Origin of the sequence: Mariniflexile fucanivorans (genome assembly GCF_004341235.1) — a bacterium.
In the GTDB taxonomy this organism is placed as follows: domain Bacteria; phylum Bacteroidota; class Bacteroidia; order Flavobacteriales; family Flavobacteriaceae; genus Mariniflexile; species Mariniflexile fucanivorans.
Map to the genome: position 1 here is coordinate 84,125 of NZ_SLUP01000008.1, position 19,992 is coordinate 104,116.

Genomic DNA, 19,992 nt, shown 5'->3' on the forward strand with positions numbered 1-19,992 from the left:
TGACTGTATTAATGAAAGAGAAATCTAAGTTTTTTGTAAATTCTTTTTCAAAAACTGTATTTTAGCGATTAATTATTGATATCAGTCTTAAACCATTTCCATGAAAAAAATCGGCTTTATACCTCTTAGAAAAAAATCCAAAGGAATTGCAAATAAAAACAAACGTAAAATGGTTGGCAGACCCCTATTTACATGGGTTTTAGGTGAAGCTATTTTTTCTGAATTAGACATGGTTTATGTTTATACTGATGATACTGATATTATCGATTTTATAAATAAAGAATACCATTGGACTACTAAAGTAGAAGCTATTTTGCGAAGTGATGAAAGTGCGACCGACACCGCTTCTACCGAGTTTGCCATGTTAGAATTCGCTGAAAAAATAAATTATAATTTTGACGTATTTTGTTTACTTCAAGCCACATCGCCATTCACTAAAAGAAACGATATTAATACCTGTTTAGATAAACTTAAAAATGGGTTTGACTCTGCTTTAACCGTTGTAAATACCCATCGTTTTTTATGGAATGAAAATGGAACAGCGATTAATTACAATCCACATAAAAGACCACGTAGACAAGATTTTGAAGGCTTGTTGGTTGAAAATGGATCTGTTTATACCACAACAAAAGAAGCCTTACAGAAGCATAAAAATAGAATAGGCGATAAAGTAGCCGTGGTTAAAATGCCAGAAGATACCTTATTGGAAATAGATTCTGAAACAGATTGGCTAGCCGTTGAAACCTTACTCATCGAACGCCAAAAACGAGCAAAAGAATCACAAAAGATCACGCACATTGTTTTAGATGTGGATGGTGTTTTTACCGATGGCACTATTACTTATACCAAAGATGGCGAACATACCAAAGGTTTTGATATGCGCGATGGCATGGGCCTTGAAATTTTACGTCAATTTAATATTGAGGTTATGATTATGACATCGGAACAGTCTGAATTGGTTGCCAAACGAATGCAAAAGCTAAAAATTAATCATGTGTTTTTAGGCGTTAAAGATAAATACAGCTTATTGCAACATGTTTTAAAAGAACAAAACGTATCACTAAACAACGTCGCTTATTTAGGTGATGATGTAAACGATTTAACCAATATTTGCAGTGTGGGTTGGTCTTTAACCCCCAATAATGCTACGGATGTTGTGAAACAGCATGCAGACATAGTGCTTTCTAAAAATTCTGGTGCAGGTGCTATTCGAGAAGCATGTCAGTTCATTTTTAATTATAATAAACGTTTTTAATATAATACGCTTGTCACGCTGAGCTTGTCGAAGCGCATGTGTGTAGTGAACATGAGGACTTCGACAGGCTCAGTCTGACAATGCAGTTGGTAGTGATGTACGTTTGATACGCTTTGCTTGTTGAAGTGTAAATGAGTATTGGATATAAGGACTTCGACAGGACTTCGACAGGCTCAGTCTGACACTAAGGTTAGTATTGATGTACATTTGTCACGCTGAGCTTGTCGAAGCGCATGTGTGTAGTGAACATGAGGACTTCGACAAGCTCAGTCTGACAATGTAGTTGGTAGTGATATACGTTTGTTACGCTTTGCTTGTTGAAGTGTAAAAGAGTATAGGATATATGGACTTCGACAGGACTTCGACAGGCTCAGTCTGATAATGTAGTTGGTAGTGATGTACGTTTGTTACGCTTTGCTTATTGAAGTGTAAATTAGTATAGGATATAAGGATTTCGATAGGACTTCGACAGGCTCAGTCTGACAATGTAGTTGGTAGTGATGTACGTTTGATACGCTTTGCTTGTTGAAGTGTAAATTAGTATAGGATATACGGACTTCGATAGGACTTCGACAGGCTCAGTCTGATAATGTAGTTGGTAGTGATGTACGTTTGATACGCTTTGCTTATTGAAGTGTAAATTGATATAGGATATACGGACTTCGATAGGACTTCGACAGGCTCAGTCTGACACTAAGGTTAGTATTGATGTACGTTTGATACGCTTTGCTTATTGAAGTGTAAATTAGTATAGGATATATGGACTTCGACAGGCTCAGTCTGACAATATAGTTGATATTGATATACGCTTGTCACGCTGAGCTTGTCGAAGCGCTAATAAATCAGGATAATTATTATGAAAACCTATTTTGTTTATATCGTAAAATGTAAAGATGATTCATTTTACACAGGAATTACGAACAATGTATCAAGACGCTTAATAGAACATAATCAAGGTTTAGATATTGATGCTTACACGTATAAACGAAGGCCAGTGACGTTGGTTTGGTTTGAAATGTTTACCGATCCAAACCAAGCTATTGCATGTGAAAAGAAAATAAAAGGGTGGAGTAGAAGAAAAAAGCAAGCTTTAATTGATCAGGATTGGGATAAATTGGTAACATACTCAAAAAATTATACTCAATTTGGAAAGGGTGATGGGACTTCGACAGGCTCAGTCTGACACTAAGGTTAGTATTGATATACGTTTGTTACGCTTTGCTTGTTGAAGTGTAAATGAGTATAGGATATAAGGATTTCGATAGGATTTCGACAGGCTCAGTCTGACACTAAGGTTAGTATTGATATACGTTTTTTACGCTTTGCTTGTTGAAGTGTAAATGAGTATAGGATATAAGGATTTCGATAGGACTTCGACAGGCTCAGTCTGACAATACGGTTAGTATTGATATACATTTGTTACGCTTTGCTTGTTGAAGTGTAAATGAGTATAGGATATATGGACTTCGACAGGACTTCGACAGGCTCAGTCTGACAATACGGTTAGTATTGATATACGTTTGTTACGCTTTGCTTGTTGAAGTGTAAATGAGTATAGGATATAAGGATTTCGATAGGACTTCGACAGGCTCAGTCTGACAATACGGTTAGTATTGATATACGTTTGTTACGCTTTGCTTGTTGAAGTGTAAAAGAGTATAGGATATAAGGACTTCGACAGGACTTCGACAGGCTCAGTCTGACAATATGGTTAATATTGTATATTTTTGTTGCGTTCTGCTAGGTAAAGCGTTAATTTGTTTTGTAGAAAAAATAATAAAACTATCAACTAAAATTTAGATTATTCAGTGTAATTGTTTTTTCTTTATTTTGTTAAATAATGAAGAAAATGAATTTATATAAAAAACCCTACATCATAGCCGAAATTGGTTGTAACCATAAAGGCGACATGGAAATAGCCAAAGAACTCATTAAAGTGGCAAAAATATTTTGCAATGCCGATGCGGTAAAGTTTCAAAAACGAAATAATAAAGAATTACTAACTGAGGAACAATACAACCAACCACACCCCAATCCTGCCAATTCCTATGGGGAAACTTATGGGGAACATCGGGAATATTTAGAGTTTGATGTGAAGCAACATCAAGAATTGAAGTTGTATTGTGAGGAAATAGGCATTACGTATTCAACATCTGTTTGGGATCTTACATCGGCTAAAGAAATAACTTCTTTGAACCCAGATTTTATTAAAATACCATCAGCATGTAACAATAACATGAACATGTTGGATTGGTTGTGTAAACATTATCAAGGGGAACTTCATATTTCAACAGGTATGACCACTAAAAATGAAATTGAAGACTTGGTTCAGTTTTTCAAAAAACACAATAGAAATAAAGACTTGGTGCTTTACAATTGTACATCAGGGTATCCCGTTCCGTTTGAAGATGTGTGTCTTTTAGATATTAATTTACTTATTGAAAAATATAAAAACGACGTAAAACATATTGGTTTTTCTGGGCATCATTTAGGCATTGCTGTAGATGTAGCTGCATATACATTGGGTGCAAACATAATTGAAAGACATTACACTATCGATAGAACATGGAAAGGCACCGACCACGCTGCTTCATTAGAGCCTATGGGGCTGCGTAAATTGTCAAGAGATTTGAATGCCGTTTATAAAGCGCTTAGCTACAAATCTCAAGATATTTTGCCCATAGAACAAGTTCAACGTAATAAATTGAAAAACCAAAAAGGTTAGTTAATAATTAAAATGAAGAAAAAAATATTCGTTTTTTTTCCCGATGGCGTAGGTTTAAGAAACTTTGTATTTACCGATTTTAAGGATATAGGCGAAAACAAGGGCTTTGATATTCATTATTGGAACAACACCGTTTTTTCGCTAAAAGATAATTTAGGCTTTAATGAAGTTAAGATTGAGAATCATCAAACGCATCCATTAACGCCATTATATTTAAGAGCTAGAAAACACATTGAATTGAATGTCTCAAAAAGAAAATTTGATGATCAGGTGTATCCAACCTATAAATTTCCATTCAACTACAGAGGGTTTAAAAATACACTAAAAACGCTTTATATTAAATCACTGATTGGTTTAAATAATTCTGAAAGAGGCATTGAACGCATTCGAAAAAAAATAAATACGTTAGAACGTTCTACTTCAAAATATGCTTACTGTAAGGCACAACTAGAAGTTCATAAACCAGATTTGGTGTTTTGTACCACACAACGTGCATCTCAATCCATAAGTGCTTTATTGGCAGCTAAAGATTTGGGTATTCCAACGGCAACGTTTGTATATTCTTGGGATAACGTGCCTAAAGCGATGCAAGTGGTAGAAACCGATTATTATTTTGTTTGGAGCGACCTTATGAAAGCTGAGGTATTACAATACTATCCTTTTGTTAAAGAAGAACAAATATTTGTAACAGGAACACCTCAATTTGAAACACATTTTGATACCAGTTTATTGGAATCAAGAGTTAATTTTTTTAAACAGTATAGCTTGGATGTAAACAAAAAATACATTTGTTATTCAGGTGATGATGAAACCACATCGCCATTAGATCAGTATTATTTAGAAGATTTAGCAAATGCCGTTAGAAGTTTAAATAATAAAGGCTATAACTTAGGTATTATTTATAGGAAGTGTCCGGTCGATTTCACCAAAAGGTACGACGCTGTTATTGAGGCTAATAAAGATGTTATTGAAGTGATAGATCCCATTTGGAAACAAGTTGGTACTATGTGGAATGAAGTCTTGCCTGCCAAAGAAGATTTAAAATTGCTATACAATGTGTGTGAACATAGTGAATTTGTTACTAACGTTTGTTCATCTACGGTATTCGATTTTGTAGCTCATAATAAACCTTGTATTTATTACAATTATGAACAACCTCAATTAAAAAAAGGCATTCGTGATATTGGTCAGAATTACAAATACGTTCATTTTAGAAGCATGCCAAGTGATCAAGCGGCTGTATTTTGCACAAATAAAAACGATTTAGAAGGATTGGTACAACAAATTTTAGATGGAAAATTATCTAATGTTTCTGAAGGTAAAAAATGGTTTGAAATTGTGGCAGGAAAAACACCAACAAAGGCCTCTGAGAATATTTGGAAGGCTGTGAAAACTATACTGGAATGAAGGTAGGTTTTATCACATCCGAATATCCTCATCCCCAAATAACTCATGCTGCAGGAATTGGTACGAGTATTAAAAACCTAGCAGTTGCATTAGTAAACAAAGGCGTTGGTGTTACGGTATTTGTATATCAGCAAAATGAGAATACTATTATTTCAGATGAAGGTGTTGAAATTCATCTTATAAAAAAAGAATCTTTTAAATATTTCACGTGGTATTTTTATAGAAAACTGATTCAACTATATGTAAACAAAGTCGTTGAAGATAAGAAGATAGATGTTTTAGAAGCACCCGATTGGACAGGCATTACAGCTTTTACAACGTTTAAAGTGCCTTTGGTAATTCGGTTTCATGGAAGTGATGCCTATTTTTGTAAATTGGAAAAACGAAAACAGAAGTTTAAAAATTTTGTTTTTGAAAAAAAGGCTTTAATTAAAGCAGCTGCTTACATCGCACCAACAACCTTTGCAGGTAAAGAAACGCAAAAGATTTTCAGCTTAAATAAAAAGAAAATAAAAACCATTCATTACGGGTTACAATTAAAGGATTTTGAAAATGAAACGCCTTTAATTTATAACCGAAACACGATACTTTATATAGGAACCATCATAAGAAAAAAAGGTGTTTTTGAATTGGCCGAAATATTTAATAAAGTAATAGAATCAAATCAAGAAGCGCAGTTAATTTTAATAGGAAACGATGCTCCAGATATTAAAACGGGGGCTTCTTCAACTTATAAATTGGTAGAAAATTTGTTTTCAAATGAAGCAAAAAAGAAGGTTAACTATTTAGGAAAAGTACCTTATTCCGAAGTGAAGAATCACATTAAAAATGCTCATGTTTGCGTTTTTCCTAGTTTTGCTGAAACGTTAGGGATGGTAGCCATAGAATCTATGGCGTTACAAAAACCAGTAGTAAATACAAATATTGGGTGGGCACAAGAATTAATAGATGATGGCGAAAATGGCTTTTTAGTGCATCCTTCAAATATTGATTTATATGCAAAACATATTTTAACTTTAATGAATGATGAAAACCTATGTGCTAAAATTGGTAAAACAGCAAGAAAAAAGGTTGAAACTACGTTTAATATTGAAATTTTAGCAGACCAAAATATAGCTTATTACAAGTCCATATTAAAATGATTATACTAGTTCATAAAAATAATAAGCCAGTGGCGATCAATTACGCAACAAGTGGTGATGCTATTGATTTTGATATTCAAAAATCAGTAAGCAGCATATTATTTGAATTGGCAAAAAATAATCCTGACGACTTATTAATTTGGGTACACCAAGATTATAAAAACCATATAAACATAGATGAACTAAATAATATTTTTCACCATAAGCTAATCATGGCTTCTTATTCGGTTTCAAATCACTATGTTATTCCACCGCAAATAGGGTATATAGAGCAGAAACCTTATACGAACGTGTCTCATTCTGTTACTTATCCAACATGGTTGATGAGTAGTGACATAGGTGGCATTTATGCTGAAACGCTTCAAAACATAAAAAGTAAACATCCTAAAGAGAAGAGTTTCGATGCTCTTTTATGTTCATTAGCGAAACAAGCGATGCCTAAAGGACTTTTTTGTTATTCCAATCCGAATTTGTTTATAAATAAAAATGAGTTAAAGGTTCGTGAAATAAAAGTTTCAACGTTTCAATTGTTCAAATTTGTAAAGCAACATTATAAAATTGTTTGGGTATTCAACTTATTGTTCTGTTTTTTGTTTTTTGAGCATAAACTTCAATTGTTACCATTCTTTAAAAGTTTGTTTTTTAAAAGGTTACATGCTCAAATTGATTTTAGCAATATCCGAGTAAAATCAACCATTGACGAAAACATAAACGAAGATGTTGATGTTATTATACCAACTTTAGGAAGAAAAGCTTGTTTGTATGATGTATTAAAGGACTTATCAAACCAAACAATCCTTCCTAAAAACGTAATTATAGTGGAGCAAAACCCTATAGAAAACTCAGTTTCAGAATTAGATTATTTAACCAATCAATCGTGGCCGTTTACCATTAAGCATCATTTTATTCATCAAACAGGCGCTTGTAATGCGCGTAACTTGGCTTTGAGTTTAGTTGAAACCGATTGGGTTTTCTTTGCTGATGACGACATTCGGTTTGAGAGAAACTTAATAGAGAAGACTTTTACTTTTATACAAAAATACAGAGTTAAGTCTTTTAATTATTTATGTTTGCAACGACAGGAGAAGCAAGCCTATTTTATAATTTCGCAGACGGAAATTTTTGGTTCTGGCACTAGTTTTCTAAACTCATCCTTGTTAGAAAAAGTAAAATTTGATACTGCTTTTGAATATGGTTATGGAGAAGATTCCGATTTTGGTATGCAGTTAAGAAAAACTGGAAACGATGTTATTTTTTTTCCAGATATTAAAATAACACACTTAAAAGCATCCATAGGTGGTTTTAGAACCAAAGTAAAACAACTTTGGGAAGAAGATGATGTTCAACCAAAACCATCGCCTACTATCATGTTGTTTGCAAAAAAGCATTATAATGATTTTCAGCTAAGAGGTTATAAGTATAATTTGTTTGTTAAATTTTATGGAAAACAAAGTATTAAAAATCCTTTTAAATATTTAAAAACCATGCAGACTCAATGGGAACGAAGTGTGTTTTGGTGTAATCAGTTAAAGATTAGATGAAAATAAATAGGGTTTATAATAAGTTGATTTTAAGATTTGGGATGTTAAAAAAACATCCTTTAACAAAAACATCACCTTTAAAAGGAATGTTGAGATACTTAATGTTTAATGTATATCAAACAATATTTCCTAAACCAAGAGTTTATAAATGGATTAACGGATTAAAATTTTATGCAGAAAAAGGAGACGCAGGATTGGTTGGGAATATTTATTATGGATTAATGGACTACGACGATTCCATGTTTTTAATTGACCATTTGAAAAGCGAAAATTTATTTGTAGATGTTGGTGCAAATTTAGGGCATTACACATTATTAGCAAATGGAATATGTAAAGCAAAAGTAATAGCTTTTGAGCCTATAGAAAGTACAATTGTAAAATTAAGAAAGAATATTGTTTTAAACGGTTTAGAAAAAAACGTGACTATACTTAAATATGGGGTTGGAGATAAAAACGAGATGCTTAATTTTACAACCAATAGAACGGTAATGAATAGTGTTTCGATTAAAGAAAATACAAACACTATTAAATTAGAAGTAAAAACGCTTAATGAATTGTTGAAAAATGAATCGCCTACATTTATAAAGATTGATGTAGAAGGGTATGAATATAAGGTGCTTATAGGTGCTTCAGATATTTTAGAGAAACCATCATTAAAATACTTAATGGTAGAGTTTAATAACTCAGGTGAGCGCTACAATATAAAAGATGACGATGTGTATCGTTTAATTTTAACACATAATTTTGTGCCGATAAGCTATAATGTTGAAACAAAAGAAATTGCTATTTTAGAAAGTTATAACAAAGAAAAGTTTAACACACTATTTATTAGAAAAGACTCCTTGCCAAATAATGCTTAAATTATACACCGATATACAATTTTTAACAGAAGCCCATCGTAAATCGGTATTCCCATTATTGTTTGATTTGCACTATTTGAAAAATGAGAAACTATCTGATTATTATGTTTTAAGCAACGATGTTTCAAACTGCGACGTCATTGTATTTCCTACAAATTATTCACAGTTTATAAAATTTTCAAAAGCCTTTAAAAATTTACTTCAATTAGCAAAAAAGCATGATAAACCTATTTGGATTTATTCTGGTGGCGATTATGGTTTTACAACATACATAAAGAATAGCATTACATTTAGATTGGGGGGTTTTGATAGTAAATTAAGTGACACCAATTTTATATTGCCCTCTTTTATAAACGATCCATATTTAAGTTGTTTACCCCAAGGTTTTTCTACTTTGAAAAAAGAAAATGAGCCAACAATTGGTTTTGTTGGGCATGCTAAATCGGGTATTTTTAAATATGCAAAAGAATTATTAATCCATTTTAAATTCAAAATTAAAAGAAATATGGGCTTTGTTTTGGCGGATAAACAATCATTTTATCCTTCTAGTATAAAACGAGCGGGGTATTTACATAAGTTGCGATTATCAAAAGGTTTAAAAACCCATTTCATTTTAAGAAATCATTATAGAGCAGGTGTACAAACTCAAACTGATAAACAAACATCAACCCAAGAGTTTTACAATAATATTTTCAATAATGCCTATACCTTTTGTAGTCGTGGAGTTGGTAATTTTTCAGTTCGGTTTTACGAAACTCTAGCGGTTGGACGTATTCCCATTTTATTAAATACCGATTGTAGATTACCTTTAAATGATATTATAGATTGGTCAAAACATTGTGTTATTTTAGATGAAACAAGGAAGATGTCATTTGAAAATCAAATCATGGAATTCCATAATTCTAAAACAGAAATAGTATTTGAAGCACTTCAAAAAAGCAATAGAGCGCTTTGGGAAACTCATTTAATGCGACCATCATATTTTATTAAAGTTCACGATGCATTTTTAAATAAAGTGAGTTAAAATGAATAAAATATTTACACTTATCATTTGTACTTACATGAGGCCAAAACCACTCGTTAAATTGTTGGAATCAGTTGAAAAACAATCTCTTTATCCCAACGAAATTTTAATTATTGATGGCTCAACCAATAACGAAACAAAAGTCATTTTAGATGAAAAACCATTTCGTAATTTAAAGTATTATAAAGTTGATGACGCCAATAGAGGTTTAACAAAACAACGTAATTATGGTGTTAATTTGGTTCAAGAAACATCTGAAATCATTTGTTTTTTGGATGACGATACAGTACTAAATGCGGATTATTTCATGGAATTATTAAATACATATACAATGTATCCAAAAGCTTTAGCTGTAGGAGGTTATATTTCGAATGAAATTGAATGGCAAATTACCGATGGGAAAAAAAATAAAAAAAAATTTTATTATGATGGTTGGGTGCGCAATGAGCCCTCTCGGTTTAAAATACGTCGGTTTTTTGGACTTTTACCAGATATGCCTCCAGGGTTTTTACCAACTTTTTCACATGGCAGATCCATTGGTTTTTTTCCTCCTTCCGGTAAAATTTATGAGGTGGAACAAATTATGGGAGGTGTTGCCAGTTATAAAAAAGAAGTTTTTGAACACTTGTCATTTTCTAAGTATTTCCAAGGATACGGATTATACGAAGATGCCGATTTTTCATTAAGATTAGCAAAAAAAGGGTCACTTTATATAAATACTAAAGCGCAATTAGCTCATTATCATGAAGACTCTGGTCGTCCAAATCAATATAAATATGGAAAAATGGTGGTAAGAAATGGCTGGTATGTTTGGCGGGTTAAGTATCCAAATCCTAATTTTAAAGCAATATTTAAATGGCACGCTACGTCATTTTTATTAACACTAATAAGATTTACAAATACAATTAACACGAATAAAAAACAAGAAGCCTTTACCGAAAGTTTGGGAAGAGTGGTAGGATGGTTATCTTTATTTTTTAATAAACCTAGTATTGAAAGATAAATGGGAACGTTTTATTCTGATATAAAAAAGTATAAAAAATATAGTAACAATAAACCCACTATATTATTGGTGTTATTGCATCAAGGCCTTTGGGCGCTATGTGTTTATCGTATATCCAATTCTATTTATAGAAGTAAACTTCCAAATATTTTGAAACAGATACTTTTGGTTTTTGCAGTACTCTGGCAAAAAATGATAGAGATTCTTACAGGTATTTCAATTTCGTATTCAGCTCAAATTGGTTCAGATTTTTATATTGGTCATTTCGGGGGTATTATTATTAATGCGTCAGCAGTAATAGGTAATAATTGCAATATATCTCAAGGTGTTACCATAGGTGTAAGTGGACGAGGCGAAAAACGTGGTGTTCCAATAATTGGTAATAATGTTTATATGGGGGCTAATGCAGTTATTGTTGGTAGAATTGAAATTGGTGATAATAGTGTTATTGCAGCAAATTCATTGGTTGTAAACAATGTGGAACCAAATACAACTGTTATGGGTGTTCCAGCCATTGTAATAAATAATAATACATCTAAAGACTATATTTAATGAAGTTTTTAGTAATAACCAATGCGCCAACCTTACAGCAAGACCAAATGTATGCTGCTTATGCACCTTATGTTAAGGAAATGGATATTTGGTTTAAGTATGTTGATGATGTTGCTATAATATCGCCTACCAAATACAATCAACCATTATTAAAACAGACTTTTAAAAAGCAACCCACGGTTATATCTATCCCTTTACTTGTATTTACATCATTTAAAAATACATTTTCATCTGTAATTAGAATTCCAATAATTCTTTGGACTATTTTTAAAGCGTGCAAAAAGGCAGATCACATTCACTTACGCTGCCCAGGAAATATAGGATTGTTGGGATGTTTCGTTCAAATATTATTTCCAAAAAAACCAAAAACAGCGAAATATGCTGGCAATTGGGATCCCGAAGCAAAACAACCTGTTAGTTATAAACTTCAAAAATGGATTTTAAGCAATACCTTTTTAACGAGAAACATGCAAGTATTGGTTTATGGCGATTGGAACAATCAAACCAAGAATATCAAGCCTTTTTTTACAGCCAGTTATTCAAATTCTGAAAAAGAAATGCCTCAAACAAGAGATTATTTAAACAAACTAAATTTTGTTTTTGTAGGCAGTTTAGTAGAAGGTAAAAGACCATTATTAGCCATCAAAATAGTGGAAGCTTTGCAAAAACAAGGAAATGAAGTGCAATTGGATTTGTATGGTGATGGTATTTTAAAAGATGAATCACAAAAATATATTTCTAATAATCATTTAGAAAATTTCATAAAACTACATGGCAATCAAGAAAAAAAAGTTGTAAAAGAGGCATTAAAAAACGCCCACTTTTTAATGTTACTTTCAAAATCTGAAGGTTGGCCAAAGGCAGTTGCTGAAGCTATGTTTTTTGGAGCTATACCTATTACCACGTCCGTTTCATGTATTCCTTTTATGTTGAATGGTGGTGAAAGAGGCATTATCGTTGATCCAGAATTATTGACGGCTTTAAAAGCTATTAATAAAGCAGTAGATAATACCGAATCCTTAAAAAGGATGAGTAAATTAGCATCCAATTGGTCTCAAAATTATACATTGGAGGTTTTTGAATCCGAAATTTCTAAGTTACTGAATAACGTATGAAGGTTTTACAATTAATAGATTCTTTGGAAGTTGGTGGGGCAGAGCGTGTGGCGGTAAATATAGCCAATGCACTAGCCGCCAAAATTGAAGGTTCTTATTTGTGTGTAACAAGAGTTGAAGGATTATTAAAGGGAAGCATTAATGAATCTGTTAATTTCTTATTCTTAAATAAAAAATCGACATTCGATTTAAAATCTATTTTGAAGTTTAATGCCTATGTAAAAAAAGAAGAAATAGATATTATTCATGCACATTCTTCTTCGTTTTTTCTAGCAACTATTATTAGAATTTTAAATAGCAACGTAAAAATCGTTTGGCACGACCACTATGGTAATAGTGCATTTTTAGAAAATAGAAAGTTTAGGGTTTTGAAAGTTTGTTCTTCATATTTCAATCATATATTTAGTGTAAATAAGCAACTAGAACAATGGGCGAAAGTGCATTTAAAATCAAAAAATGTAAATTACTTACCAAATTTTTCGGTAATTAATAATGAACTTTCTGAAACTAATTTGCATGGTGACGAAGGAAAACGCATTATCTGTTTAGCGAATTTAAGAGAACAAAAAGACCATCTTACTTTACTAAAAGCATTTCAATTGGTTGTTGAAAATCATAACGATTGGAGTTTGCATTTAGTTGGTAAAGATTTTAACGATTCATATTCAGAAGCCATAAAATCCTTCATTATAAATAACAAATTAGAAAAACATGTTTTTATTTACGGAAGCAAGCCCGATACGTATCATATATTAACACAAAGTAATATCGGTGTATTATCATCAAAATCGGAAGGTTTGCCATTAGCGTTGTTGGAATATGGATTAGCTAAATTGCCGGTTATAGCTACCCGTGTGGGTGAATGTTCAGAAGTTATTAGGGATACTGATAATGGTTTACTGGTCTCTCCTGAAAATTTTAAAGAACTTTCAAAAGCAATTATTCAGTATATTGAAAATAAAGATTTAAGAGATAAATATGCTCTATCTTACACTTTTCATATACAAAATAATTATTCTGAAACAGCTCAAGTAAGAGCCATTTTAAAAGTTTATAACAATATCTATAATTGATTTGAAGTATAGTAATTACATAAAAGCTATCGGGTTACATGTTTTAATAGGTATTGCTATTTATGCATTACCTTTTTTATCTAAAGTGTATTTTTTTGGTATAGTAGTGTACTATACAAATCAAATATTTAAAACAAAACCTTCCATTCGTGCAGTAAAAATATTAATGGCTTGTGCTTATGTAGTAGGAGCAGAGGTGTTTATTAGAATGACTGGAGGAAGTTTTTTGTATGAAGCATCAAAATACCTAGTAATATTGTTTTGTTTAATTGGACTGTTTACTGTGAAGAAACAAAGCCAACCTATAGCCTATATAATTTATATGTTGCTGCTTATTCCGGGTATTTTTGTTGCAGCTTTTAATATGAGTGAAAGCACCACATTACGAACTGCCATAGCTTTTAATTTAAGTGGCCCCATTTGCTTGGGTATCGTTTCTGTATTTTGTTATAAACTTAAAGTGAGTTATAACAATATTCATAAAATATTTTTCACCATGGCACTGCCGTTAATAGCCACTACCACTTATTTGTTTTTATTTAATCCTAGCGTTAGAGATACTATTACAGGTACGGGATCTAATTTTGAGGCTTCGGGAGGGTTTGGCCCTAACCAAGTGGCAACGGTTTTAGGCTTAGGTATGTTTGTTTTTAGTATTCGTTTTTTTTCTCAATCACCTTCAAAACTGTATAAGGTTATTAATGTTATACTATTTTTTCTAATTAGTTATAGGGCCATAATTACCTTTAGTCGTGGTGGTGTAATTACGGCGTTATTTATGATTGCTGCTTTTGTATTTTTCTACTTTAAAAAGGTAAATGTTTTTCATAAATTAAGAATTAGCAGAATGGTGGTGGTGTTTATTGGAATTGGTTTTTCTATTTGGCTGTATTCTTCATTGCAAACAGGAGGCTTTATCGATAAACGTTACGCAAATAAAGATGCTTTAGGAAGAGAAAAGGAAGATGTAACTACAGGGCGGGGCGATTTGATTTCTTTTGAATTCAATGAATTTTTAAACAACCCACTTGTAGGTGTTGGCGTAGGGAAAATTAAAGAACTGAGAGAGCAAAAGGAAGGTGTTTTAGCCGCTTCGCATAACGAAATGAGCCGTATTGTATCAGAACATGGGCTACTTGGCGTTATAGCCTTTTCCATTTTGTTGTTCACACCTTTAATGTACCGGTTAGAAAATAGATCAAACCTGTTTTTTTATTCCTGTTATTTATTTTGGTTACTTACCATCAATCACTCGTCCATGCGTATTGCAGCACCTGCTTTTATTTACGGCTTATGTTTATTAACTATTACTTATGAAACCAACAAAACAAAAAGCACCAAGAATAAAGCTATTTCAAAACACGTAGAGGCATGAAAACCCTTTTGTACATAGGAAACAAGCTTTCTAAAAGTGGAAAAACGGAAACCACTATTGAAACTTTGGGTAAAAAATTAAGTTCAGAGGGCTATTCAGTTGTAACTTCTTCTAATAAGAAAAACAAGGTCTTACGACTTTTTGATATGCTTATGGCCATTCTAAAATATGCTAAAAAAGTAGATTATGTTTTAATTGATACGTATAGCACCTCAAATTTTTATTATGCCTATCTGTGCAGTCAATTATGCCGGTTTTTAAAATTAAAATACATTCCTATTTTGCATGGTGGCAATTTACCCAATCGGTTAAAATTAAGTCCTAAATTATGCCATTCTATATTTACAAATGCTTACCTAAACGTGGCGCCTTCAGTTTATATACAATCTGAATTTAAAAAGTATGGATATTCCAATTTAATTCACATTCCTAACACTATCAATCTTCAAAATTATTCCTTTAAAGAAAGAAATTTTGAAACCATTAAGTTGCTTTGGGTGCGGTCTTTTTCAGAAATATATAATCCGTTTTTGGCTGTTGAAATTTTAAAATCACTTTTAGATGAAGGCATTCAAGCGTCACTTTGTATGGTGGGACCAGATAATGATGGTTCACTCCAAAAAACAAAAGCATACGCCAAAACTTTACAGGTTGAAGTAATTTTCACAGGTAAATTATCAAAACCAGAATGGATAGCACTTTCTAAAGATTTCAACATATTTATAAATACAACTCATTTTGATAATATGCCAGTTAGTGTCATAGAGGCGATGGCTTTAGGGTTACCCGTTATTTCTACCAATGTAGGAGGTATGCCTTTTTTAATTGATAATGATAATGATGGTATTTTGGTAAAGCCGAATACTGCAACTGAATTTGTTTCAGCTATAAAAACGATAAGATCCAATCCAAAGAAAATGAATCAAATGACTTTTAACGCCAGAAAAAAAGCAGAAAGTTATAATTGGGATGTTGTTAAAAACTTATGGATTAGTGTATTGAAATAAGCCAAGGTTTAGCTAATTCTTGCTATCTTTATCCCTTCCCAAACAATAAAAAACAATGAACAAAAAAGGGATTCATTTTGAAATTTCCGAGCGTAAAATATTATTACGAATTTTTGATGTCGTTTCAATTTTTATTGTTTTATACTTTGTTAGTAATACGTTCGATTTTGATTATTTCAGCATTACAAAAGAAAATTGGAGTTGGGCATTGGTGCTTATTCTTTATGTTTCCGTATTCGGAACTATTTTTGAACTCTACGACTTACAAAAATCAAGTAAAATTGAAAAAATATCAACCAGTATTGTTTTTACCGTTTCCATTACCGTTTTATTCTATTTTTTAACTCCCTTTTTCACCCCCATATTGCCCGATAACCGGCTACAGATTATCTATTTTTATTCCTCCATACTTTTAGCTTTGTTTATATGGCGCATTGCGTATTTAACCTTTATAGTGTCGCCTCGTTTTTATAAAAGGGTGCTTATTGTAGGCGAAACTTCAAACATTAAGGCTGTTATTGAAACATTTAAAGCGTCTGATCCTAATTATAAAATCGTAGGTTTTATCAATTGTGAAAAGAAAAAACCAAATAATATAAAGTTTAAGGGTGTTGTTGAGTATAGTCCGAAACAAATTTATCAAGTTATTAAAGACGAAAAAATATCTGAAATTGTTATCGCAAGTTTCAATTCAGAATCTATAACCACGGAAATTTATAAAGACCTTATCACCCTTTTAGAAGGTGGTTTTCCTATAAAGGAATATACTCAGGTTTATGAAGATATAACGCAACGTGTTCCTGTTCAGTTTGTTGGAAAGGATTTTTACAGATATTTTCCGTTTAGCAGAAGCAATCATAACAAATTGTATTTATTTTTTCAGCGTTTGTTCGATATATTCATTTCTGTTTTAGGAATTTTGATTGGTGTAGTATTATTACCCTTTATTTTATTAGGAAATTTGATAGGTAATCGTGGATTCCTTTTTTATTCTCAAGAACGTATTGGGAAGAATGGCAATCTTTTCAGAATTATAAAGTTTAGAACCATGATAAAAAATGCCGAAGCATCTGGAGCTGTTTGGGCAAAAAAGAATGATATTAGAATAACGCCGTTTGGAAAATTTTTAAGAAACACCCGTTTAGATGAATTTCCTCAGTTTTTGAATATCCTAAAAGGCGATATGAGTTTAATAGGCCCCAGACCAGAACGCCCACATTTTGTTAGGCAATTATCTCAAATAATTCCTTTTTACGAAACACGGCACATCGTAAAACCGGGACTAACAGGTTGGGCACAAGTAAAAACAAGATATGGGGGATCGGTGGATGATAGTTTGCTAAAATTACAATACGATTTGTATTATATTAAACACCGAAGTTTTATGCTAGATGTCAATATTCTTGTTAAAACGTTGAGTACTATTATCTTTTTTAGAGGGCAGTAAGAGTAGTTTTCAGTCACAGTCACAGTCACAGTCGCAGTCACAAAAGTTTTTAGTGAAAACCTTAAACGATTAGGTTCTTGAAATTAGTTTTAAAGAAATACGTCTTCAGTTTTCTGTCATCCGTCTTAAAAAAAATTGGGACTTAGCGCCTCAGTGAGACAAGCTAAAATACTTTATTAAATAAATATACCTAATAAACAGAGCGATTAAAAAAGGAATGAGTCCGATAGCAAATACTTGAACACCCATAACCCAATGAAGTGTAAGTAAGCAAAGAAGAATTACTAAAAGCTTTAAATATTTAATAAACCAACTGCTTGTTTTTTGCTTCCATAATTGCCCAATTACTAAAATGTTTAATGCAAATGCCCACAGTAAATTATAATTTTGGTGTGTGCCTGTATGGTCTGTGGCAAACCAAAGTAACAGAACCAGAATACCTACAAGCCCAGTAATTGTGAATAAGCTTACATCCAACCAAACCGTTTGTTTTTGTTTCTTAAAATCGTTGAATGTTATGAATAGAATGAAGCAACCTAAAACCCCAAATACAAATAACGGACTTGTTAAAAAATTGCTTGGTGTTGGAGATTCTATCTTTTCATAAAGCACTTTACTTTCTTTAACCAAAGGTTTGTTACTGTTTTTTATAGTGGCAACTTCAAAAAATTTATAAATGTTTTCGGGTAAAAACATGTGGTCTTCGGTTCGGGCTTTTTTATCAATAACAGAACCCAATGCGATGTCAATTCCAAAACTTCCCCAAGAGTTCTTGTTTACATTATCATAAATTAGGCTTCTAAAAGTTTGGTCTTTAAAGCCTTTTGGTTTATTAAAAACTATGTTGTTGTTTAAAGAAATGTTGCAAACATCTTTTATTTTAGTGGCACAGTTATCATAAAAGAATTCATATAAATAAGCTCGGTTTTCTGGTTTTATATTATTCAACAAATAATCGAATAACGTCTGTTTTTCTGAAGTAGATAGATTTAAAACCTGTTCCTTAATACTTCTGTTTTGTGATATGTAAGCTTCAAAAAAATCTTCATAATAATTTACCCCAATTAAATAATTGAGTTTTCCTTGAGCAAATTTTAAATAGAAATTAGGGGTGTTAAAATCGTAAACTCCATAATTAAATACCAAATCGGTACCTCTTATAGGGTCTTTTACTCGAAAACCACTATGCCCAAATGCATCATTTAACGAGGCCCCAGCGCCTATGGTTAAAACGCTAATTTCGGCTTGTTCAGAAAGGATGTTTTGTTGAGCGGTTGTTATTTCAGCAACTAAAAGAAGAAATAAAAAGAGTAATTTTTTTTGCATAAAAATTCAGATTATCTAAAAAAGCTGAAATCAACTTTTAATGAAAACACGTTTGAATATAAAGCCACACTTTGGTCGCCAATATCGGTAAAAGCATAATCAATTTGAATACCATTATATTTAAAACCCACACCAAAACTAGGTTGAAAGGTTAATTTTTCGGTAATATCATCAATTTGCAATTCATTTTGAAAATTGCCAACTCCTGCGCGTAAATATACCATGTCAATATAACCAAATTCAAATCCTAAAGCAGGATTGACACTGGCAAAGGAGGATGAAATAATATCGTTATTTTCTTCAAACCTTACATTTAGGTTGGCAGCAGCTAAAAGTGTGTAATCGTAATTAAAATCGAATAATTTTGAAACACCAATTTGTAATTTTGGAATGGTTATTTCTGTAGTTTCGGGCAGTTCTTGATTTTGTCCTTCAACAGCATCTTGTACTTTTTTAAATTCATCTTCATTAATGGTCCATGCATTAAAAGTGGTTGTAATATCGCGTGCCATCACACCAAATTTCCAATCGTTATCGGTTTCAAACTGGACACCGGCATCAAAACCAAAACCCCAAGACGAGGCAAAATCGCCAATAATACGACGAATTATTTTGGCATTCACACCGTAATTAAGCCCTCTAACGGGAAGCGAACGTGCATACGAAAAGGTTAATCCATAATCGGCAGTTGAGAATAAGCTTATTCTGTCGTAATTTATATTCCCTTGTTCGTCAATAAGTTGGGTGGTGTTTAAAATATCATCCACCGCAAATCGAATTAACGACACCCCTATAACACTATTTTTATCCAAAGGTTTTGCGAATGCGATATAATCATAATTGGCAATATTGGCAAAATAACTGGAATGCATTAAGGCGAGTTGGTTATCTTCCAATTTCAATAAACCGGCAGGATTCCAATATCCAGAATTCACATCGGAAGTATGTGAGGTCATCGCACTACTCATACCCAAAGCTGCAGCATCCACACCAATATTCATAAACTCGTTGGAGTATTTTCGAACGGTTTGACTAAATACAGATGCAGTTAAAACGCAAAACAATGCCGTAATGTAAGATCTCAATCGCAATTTTTTTACAAAGATGCACATAATTTATAAACCTATAAACTTGAAATTA

Annotated in this window: 17 protein-coding genes; 15 read left to right on the forward strand and 2 right to left on the reverse strand. The window is 32.2% G+C overall.

The genetic code is table 11. The annotated features are described in order from the left end of the window. The first annotated feature begins 100 nt into the window (after positions 1–100). From EV196_RS15685 to EV196_RS15755, 15 genes are all read left to right on the forward strand, one after another. Complete coding sequence (locus tag EV196_RS15685; RefSeq protein ID WP_132218726.1) at positions 101–1,255, forward strand: acylneuraminate cytidylyltransferase; 1,155 nt, start codon at positions 101–103, stop codon at positions 1,253–1,255. 856 nt (positions 1,256–2,111) lie between these two features. Beyond that, positions 2,112–2,438 (forward strand): GIY-YIG nuclease family protein, encoded by a 327-nt coding sequence (locus EV196_RS15690; protein WP_132218727.1) that lies wholly within the window; start codon positions 2,112–2,114, stop codon positions 2,436–2,438. A 666-nt stretch (positions 2,439–3,104) separates the two neighbouring features. Continuing rightward, positions 3,105–3,980, forward strand: coding sequence for an N-acetylneuraminate synthase family protein (locus tag EV196_RS15695; protein ID WP_132218728.1), 876 nt, complete (start codon positions 3,105–3,107; stop codon positions 3,978–3,980). A 12-nt stretch (positions 3,981–3,992) separates the two neighbouring features. Beyond that, on the forward strand, positions 3,993–5,387 hold the full coding sequence (locus EV196_RS15700) for a glycosyltransferase family protein (RefSeq protein ID WP_132218729.1): 1,395 nt from the start codon (positions 3,993–3,995) through the stop codon (positions 5,385–5,387). Next, positions 5,384–6,529 (forward strand): glycosyltransferase family 4 protein, encoded by a 1,146-nt coding sequence (locus EV196_RS15705; protein WP_132218730.1) that lies wholly within the window; start codon positions 5,384–5,386, stop codon positions 6,527–6,529. Before EV196_RS15700 ends, EV196_RS15705 begins: the two co-directional genes overlap by 4 nt. Beyond that, positions 6,526–8,070 carry a glycosyltransferase family 2 protein gene (locus EV196_RS15710; protein WP_132218731.1) on the forward strand — a complete coding sequence of 515 codons (1,545 nt, stop codon included), beginning with the start codon at positions 6,526–6,528 and terminating at the stop codon, positions 8,068–8,070. Before EV196_RS15705 ends, EV196_RS15710 begins: the two co-directional genes overlap by 4 nt. A 41-nt stretch (positions 8,071–8,111) precedes the next feature. Then, entirely contained in the window at positions 8,112–8,930 is an 819-nt protein-coding gene (locus EV196_RS15715) for an FkbM family methyltransferase (protein WP_165876180.1), read from the forward strand. Then, positions 8,923–9,954: an exostosin domain-containing protein gene (locus EV196_RS15720; protein ID WP_132218733.1), complete on the forward strand. Its 1,032-nt coding sequence runs from the start codon at positions 8,923–8,925 to the stop codon at positions 9,952–9,954. The genes EV196_RS15715 and EV196_RS15720 overlap by 8 nt, the downstream gene beginning before the upstream one ends. Position 9,955: 1 nt before the next feature. Further along, positions 9,956–10,957, forward strand: a complete 1,002-nt coding sequence (locus tag EV196_RS15725; protein ID WP_132218734.1) for a glycosyltransferase family 2 protein — start codon at positions 9,956–9,958, stop codon at positions 10,955–10,957. 150 nt (positions 10,958–11,107) lie between these two features. Then, complete coding sequence (locus tag EV196_RS15730) at positions 11,108–11,509, forward strand: serine O-acetyltransferase (RefSeq protein ID WP_243652256.1); 402 nt, start codon at positions 11,108–11,110, stop codon at positions 11,507–11,509. Next, on the forward strand, positions 11,509–12,624 hold the full coding sequence (locus EV196_RS15735) for a glycosyltransferase family 4 protein (RefSeq protein WP_132218736.1): 1,116 nt from the start codon (positions 11,509–11,511) through the stop codon (positions 12,622–12,624). The genes EV196_RS15730 and EV196_RS15735 overlap by 1 nt, the downstream gene beginning before the upstream one ends. Next, positions 12,621–13,697, forward strand: coding sequence for a glycosyltransferase (locus EV196_RS15740; RefSeq protein WP_132218737.1), 1,077 nt, complete (start codon positions 12,621–12,623; stop codon positions 13,695–13,697). Before EV196_RS15735 ends, EV196_RS15740 begins: the two co-directional genes overlap by 4 nt. A 1-nt stretch (position 13,698) precedes the next feature. Further along, a complete protein-coding gene (locus EV196_RS15745; protein ID WP_243652257.1) occupies positions 13,699–15,072 on the forward strand; it encodes an O-antigen ligase family protein in 1,374 nt (457 codons plus the stop codon). Beyond that, complete coding sequence (locus EV196_RS15750; protein ID WP_132218738.1) at positions 15,069–16,079, forward strand: glycosyltransferase family 4 protein; 1,011 nt, start codon at positions 15,069–15,071, stop codon at positions 16,077–16,079. The genes EV196_RS15745 and EV196_RS15750 overlap by 4 nt, the downstream gene beginning before the upstream one ends. A gap of 55 nt (positions 16,080–16,134) precedes the next feature. Next, entirely contained in the window at positions 16,135–17,526 is a 1,392-nt protein-coding gene (locus EV196_RS15755) for a sugar transferase (RefSeq protein ID WP_132218739.1), read from the forward strand. A 150-nt stretch (positions 17,527–17,676) separates the two neighbouring features. On the opposite strand, the gene EV196_RS15760 is transcribed toward EV196_RS15755, so the two are convergent. Together EV196_RS15760 and EV196_RS15765 are read right to left on the reverse strand one after the other, a co-directional pair. Continuing rightward, positions 17,677–18,852 carry a lipoprotein N-acyltransferase Lnb domain-containing protein gene (locus tag EV196_RS15760; protein ID WP_132218740.1) on the reverse strand — a complete coding sequence of 392 codons (1,176 nt, stop codon included), beginning with the start codon at positions 18,850–18,852 and terminating at the stop codon, positions 17,677–17,679. A gap of 11 nt (positions 18,853–18,863) precedes the next feature. Next, positions 18,864–19,937: a putative type IX sorting system protein PorV2 gene (locus EV196_RS15765; protein WP_449405349.1), complete on the reverse strand. Its 1,074-nt coding sequence runs from the start codon at positions 19,935–19,937 to the stop codon at positions 18,864–18,866. Between the last annotated feature and the right edge of the window lie 55 nt (positions 19,938–19,992).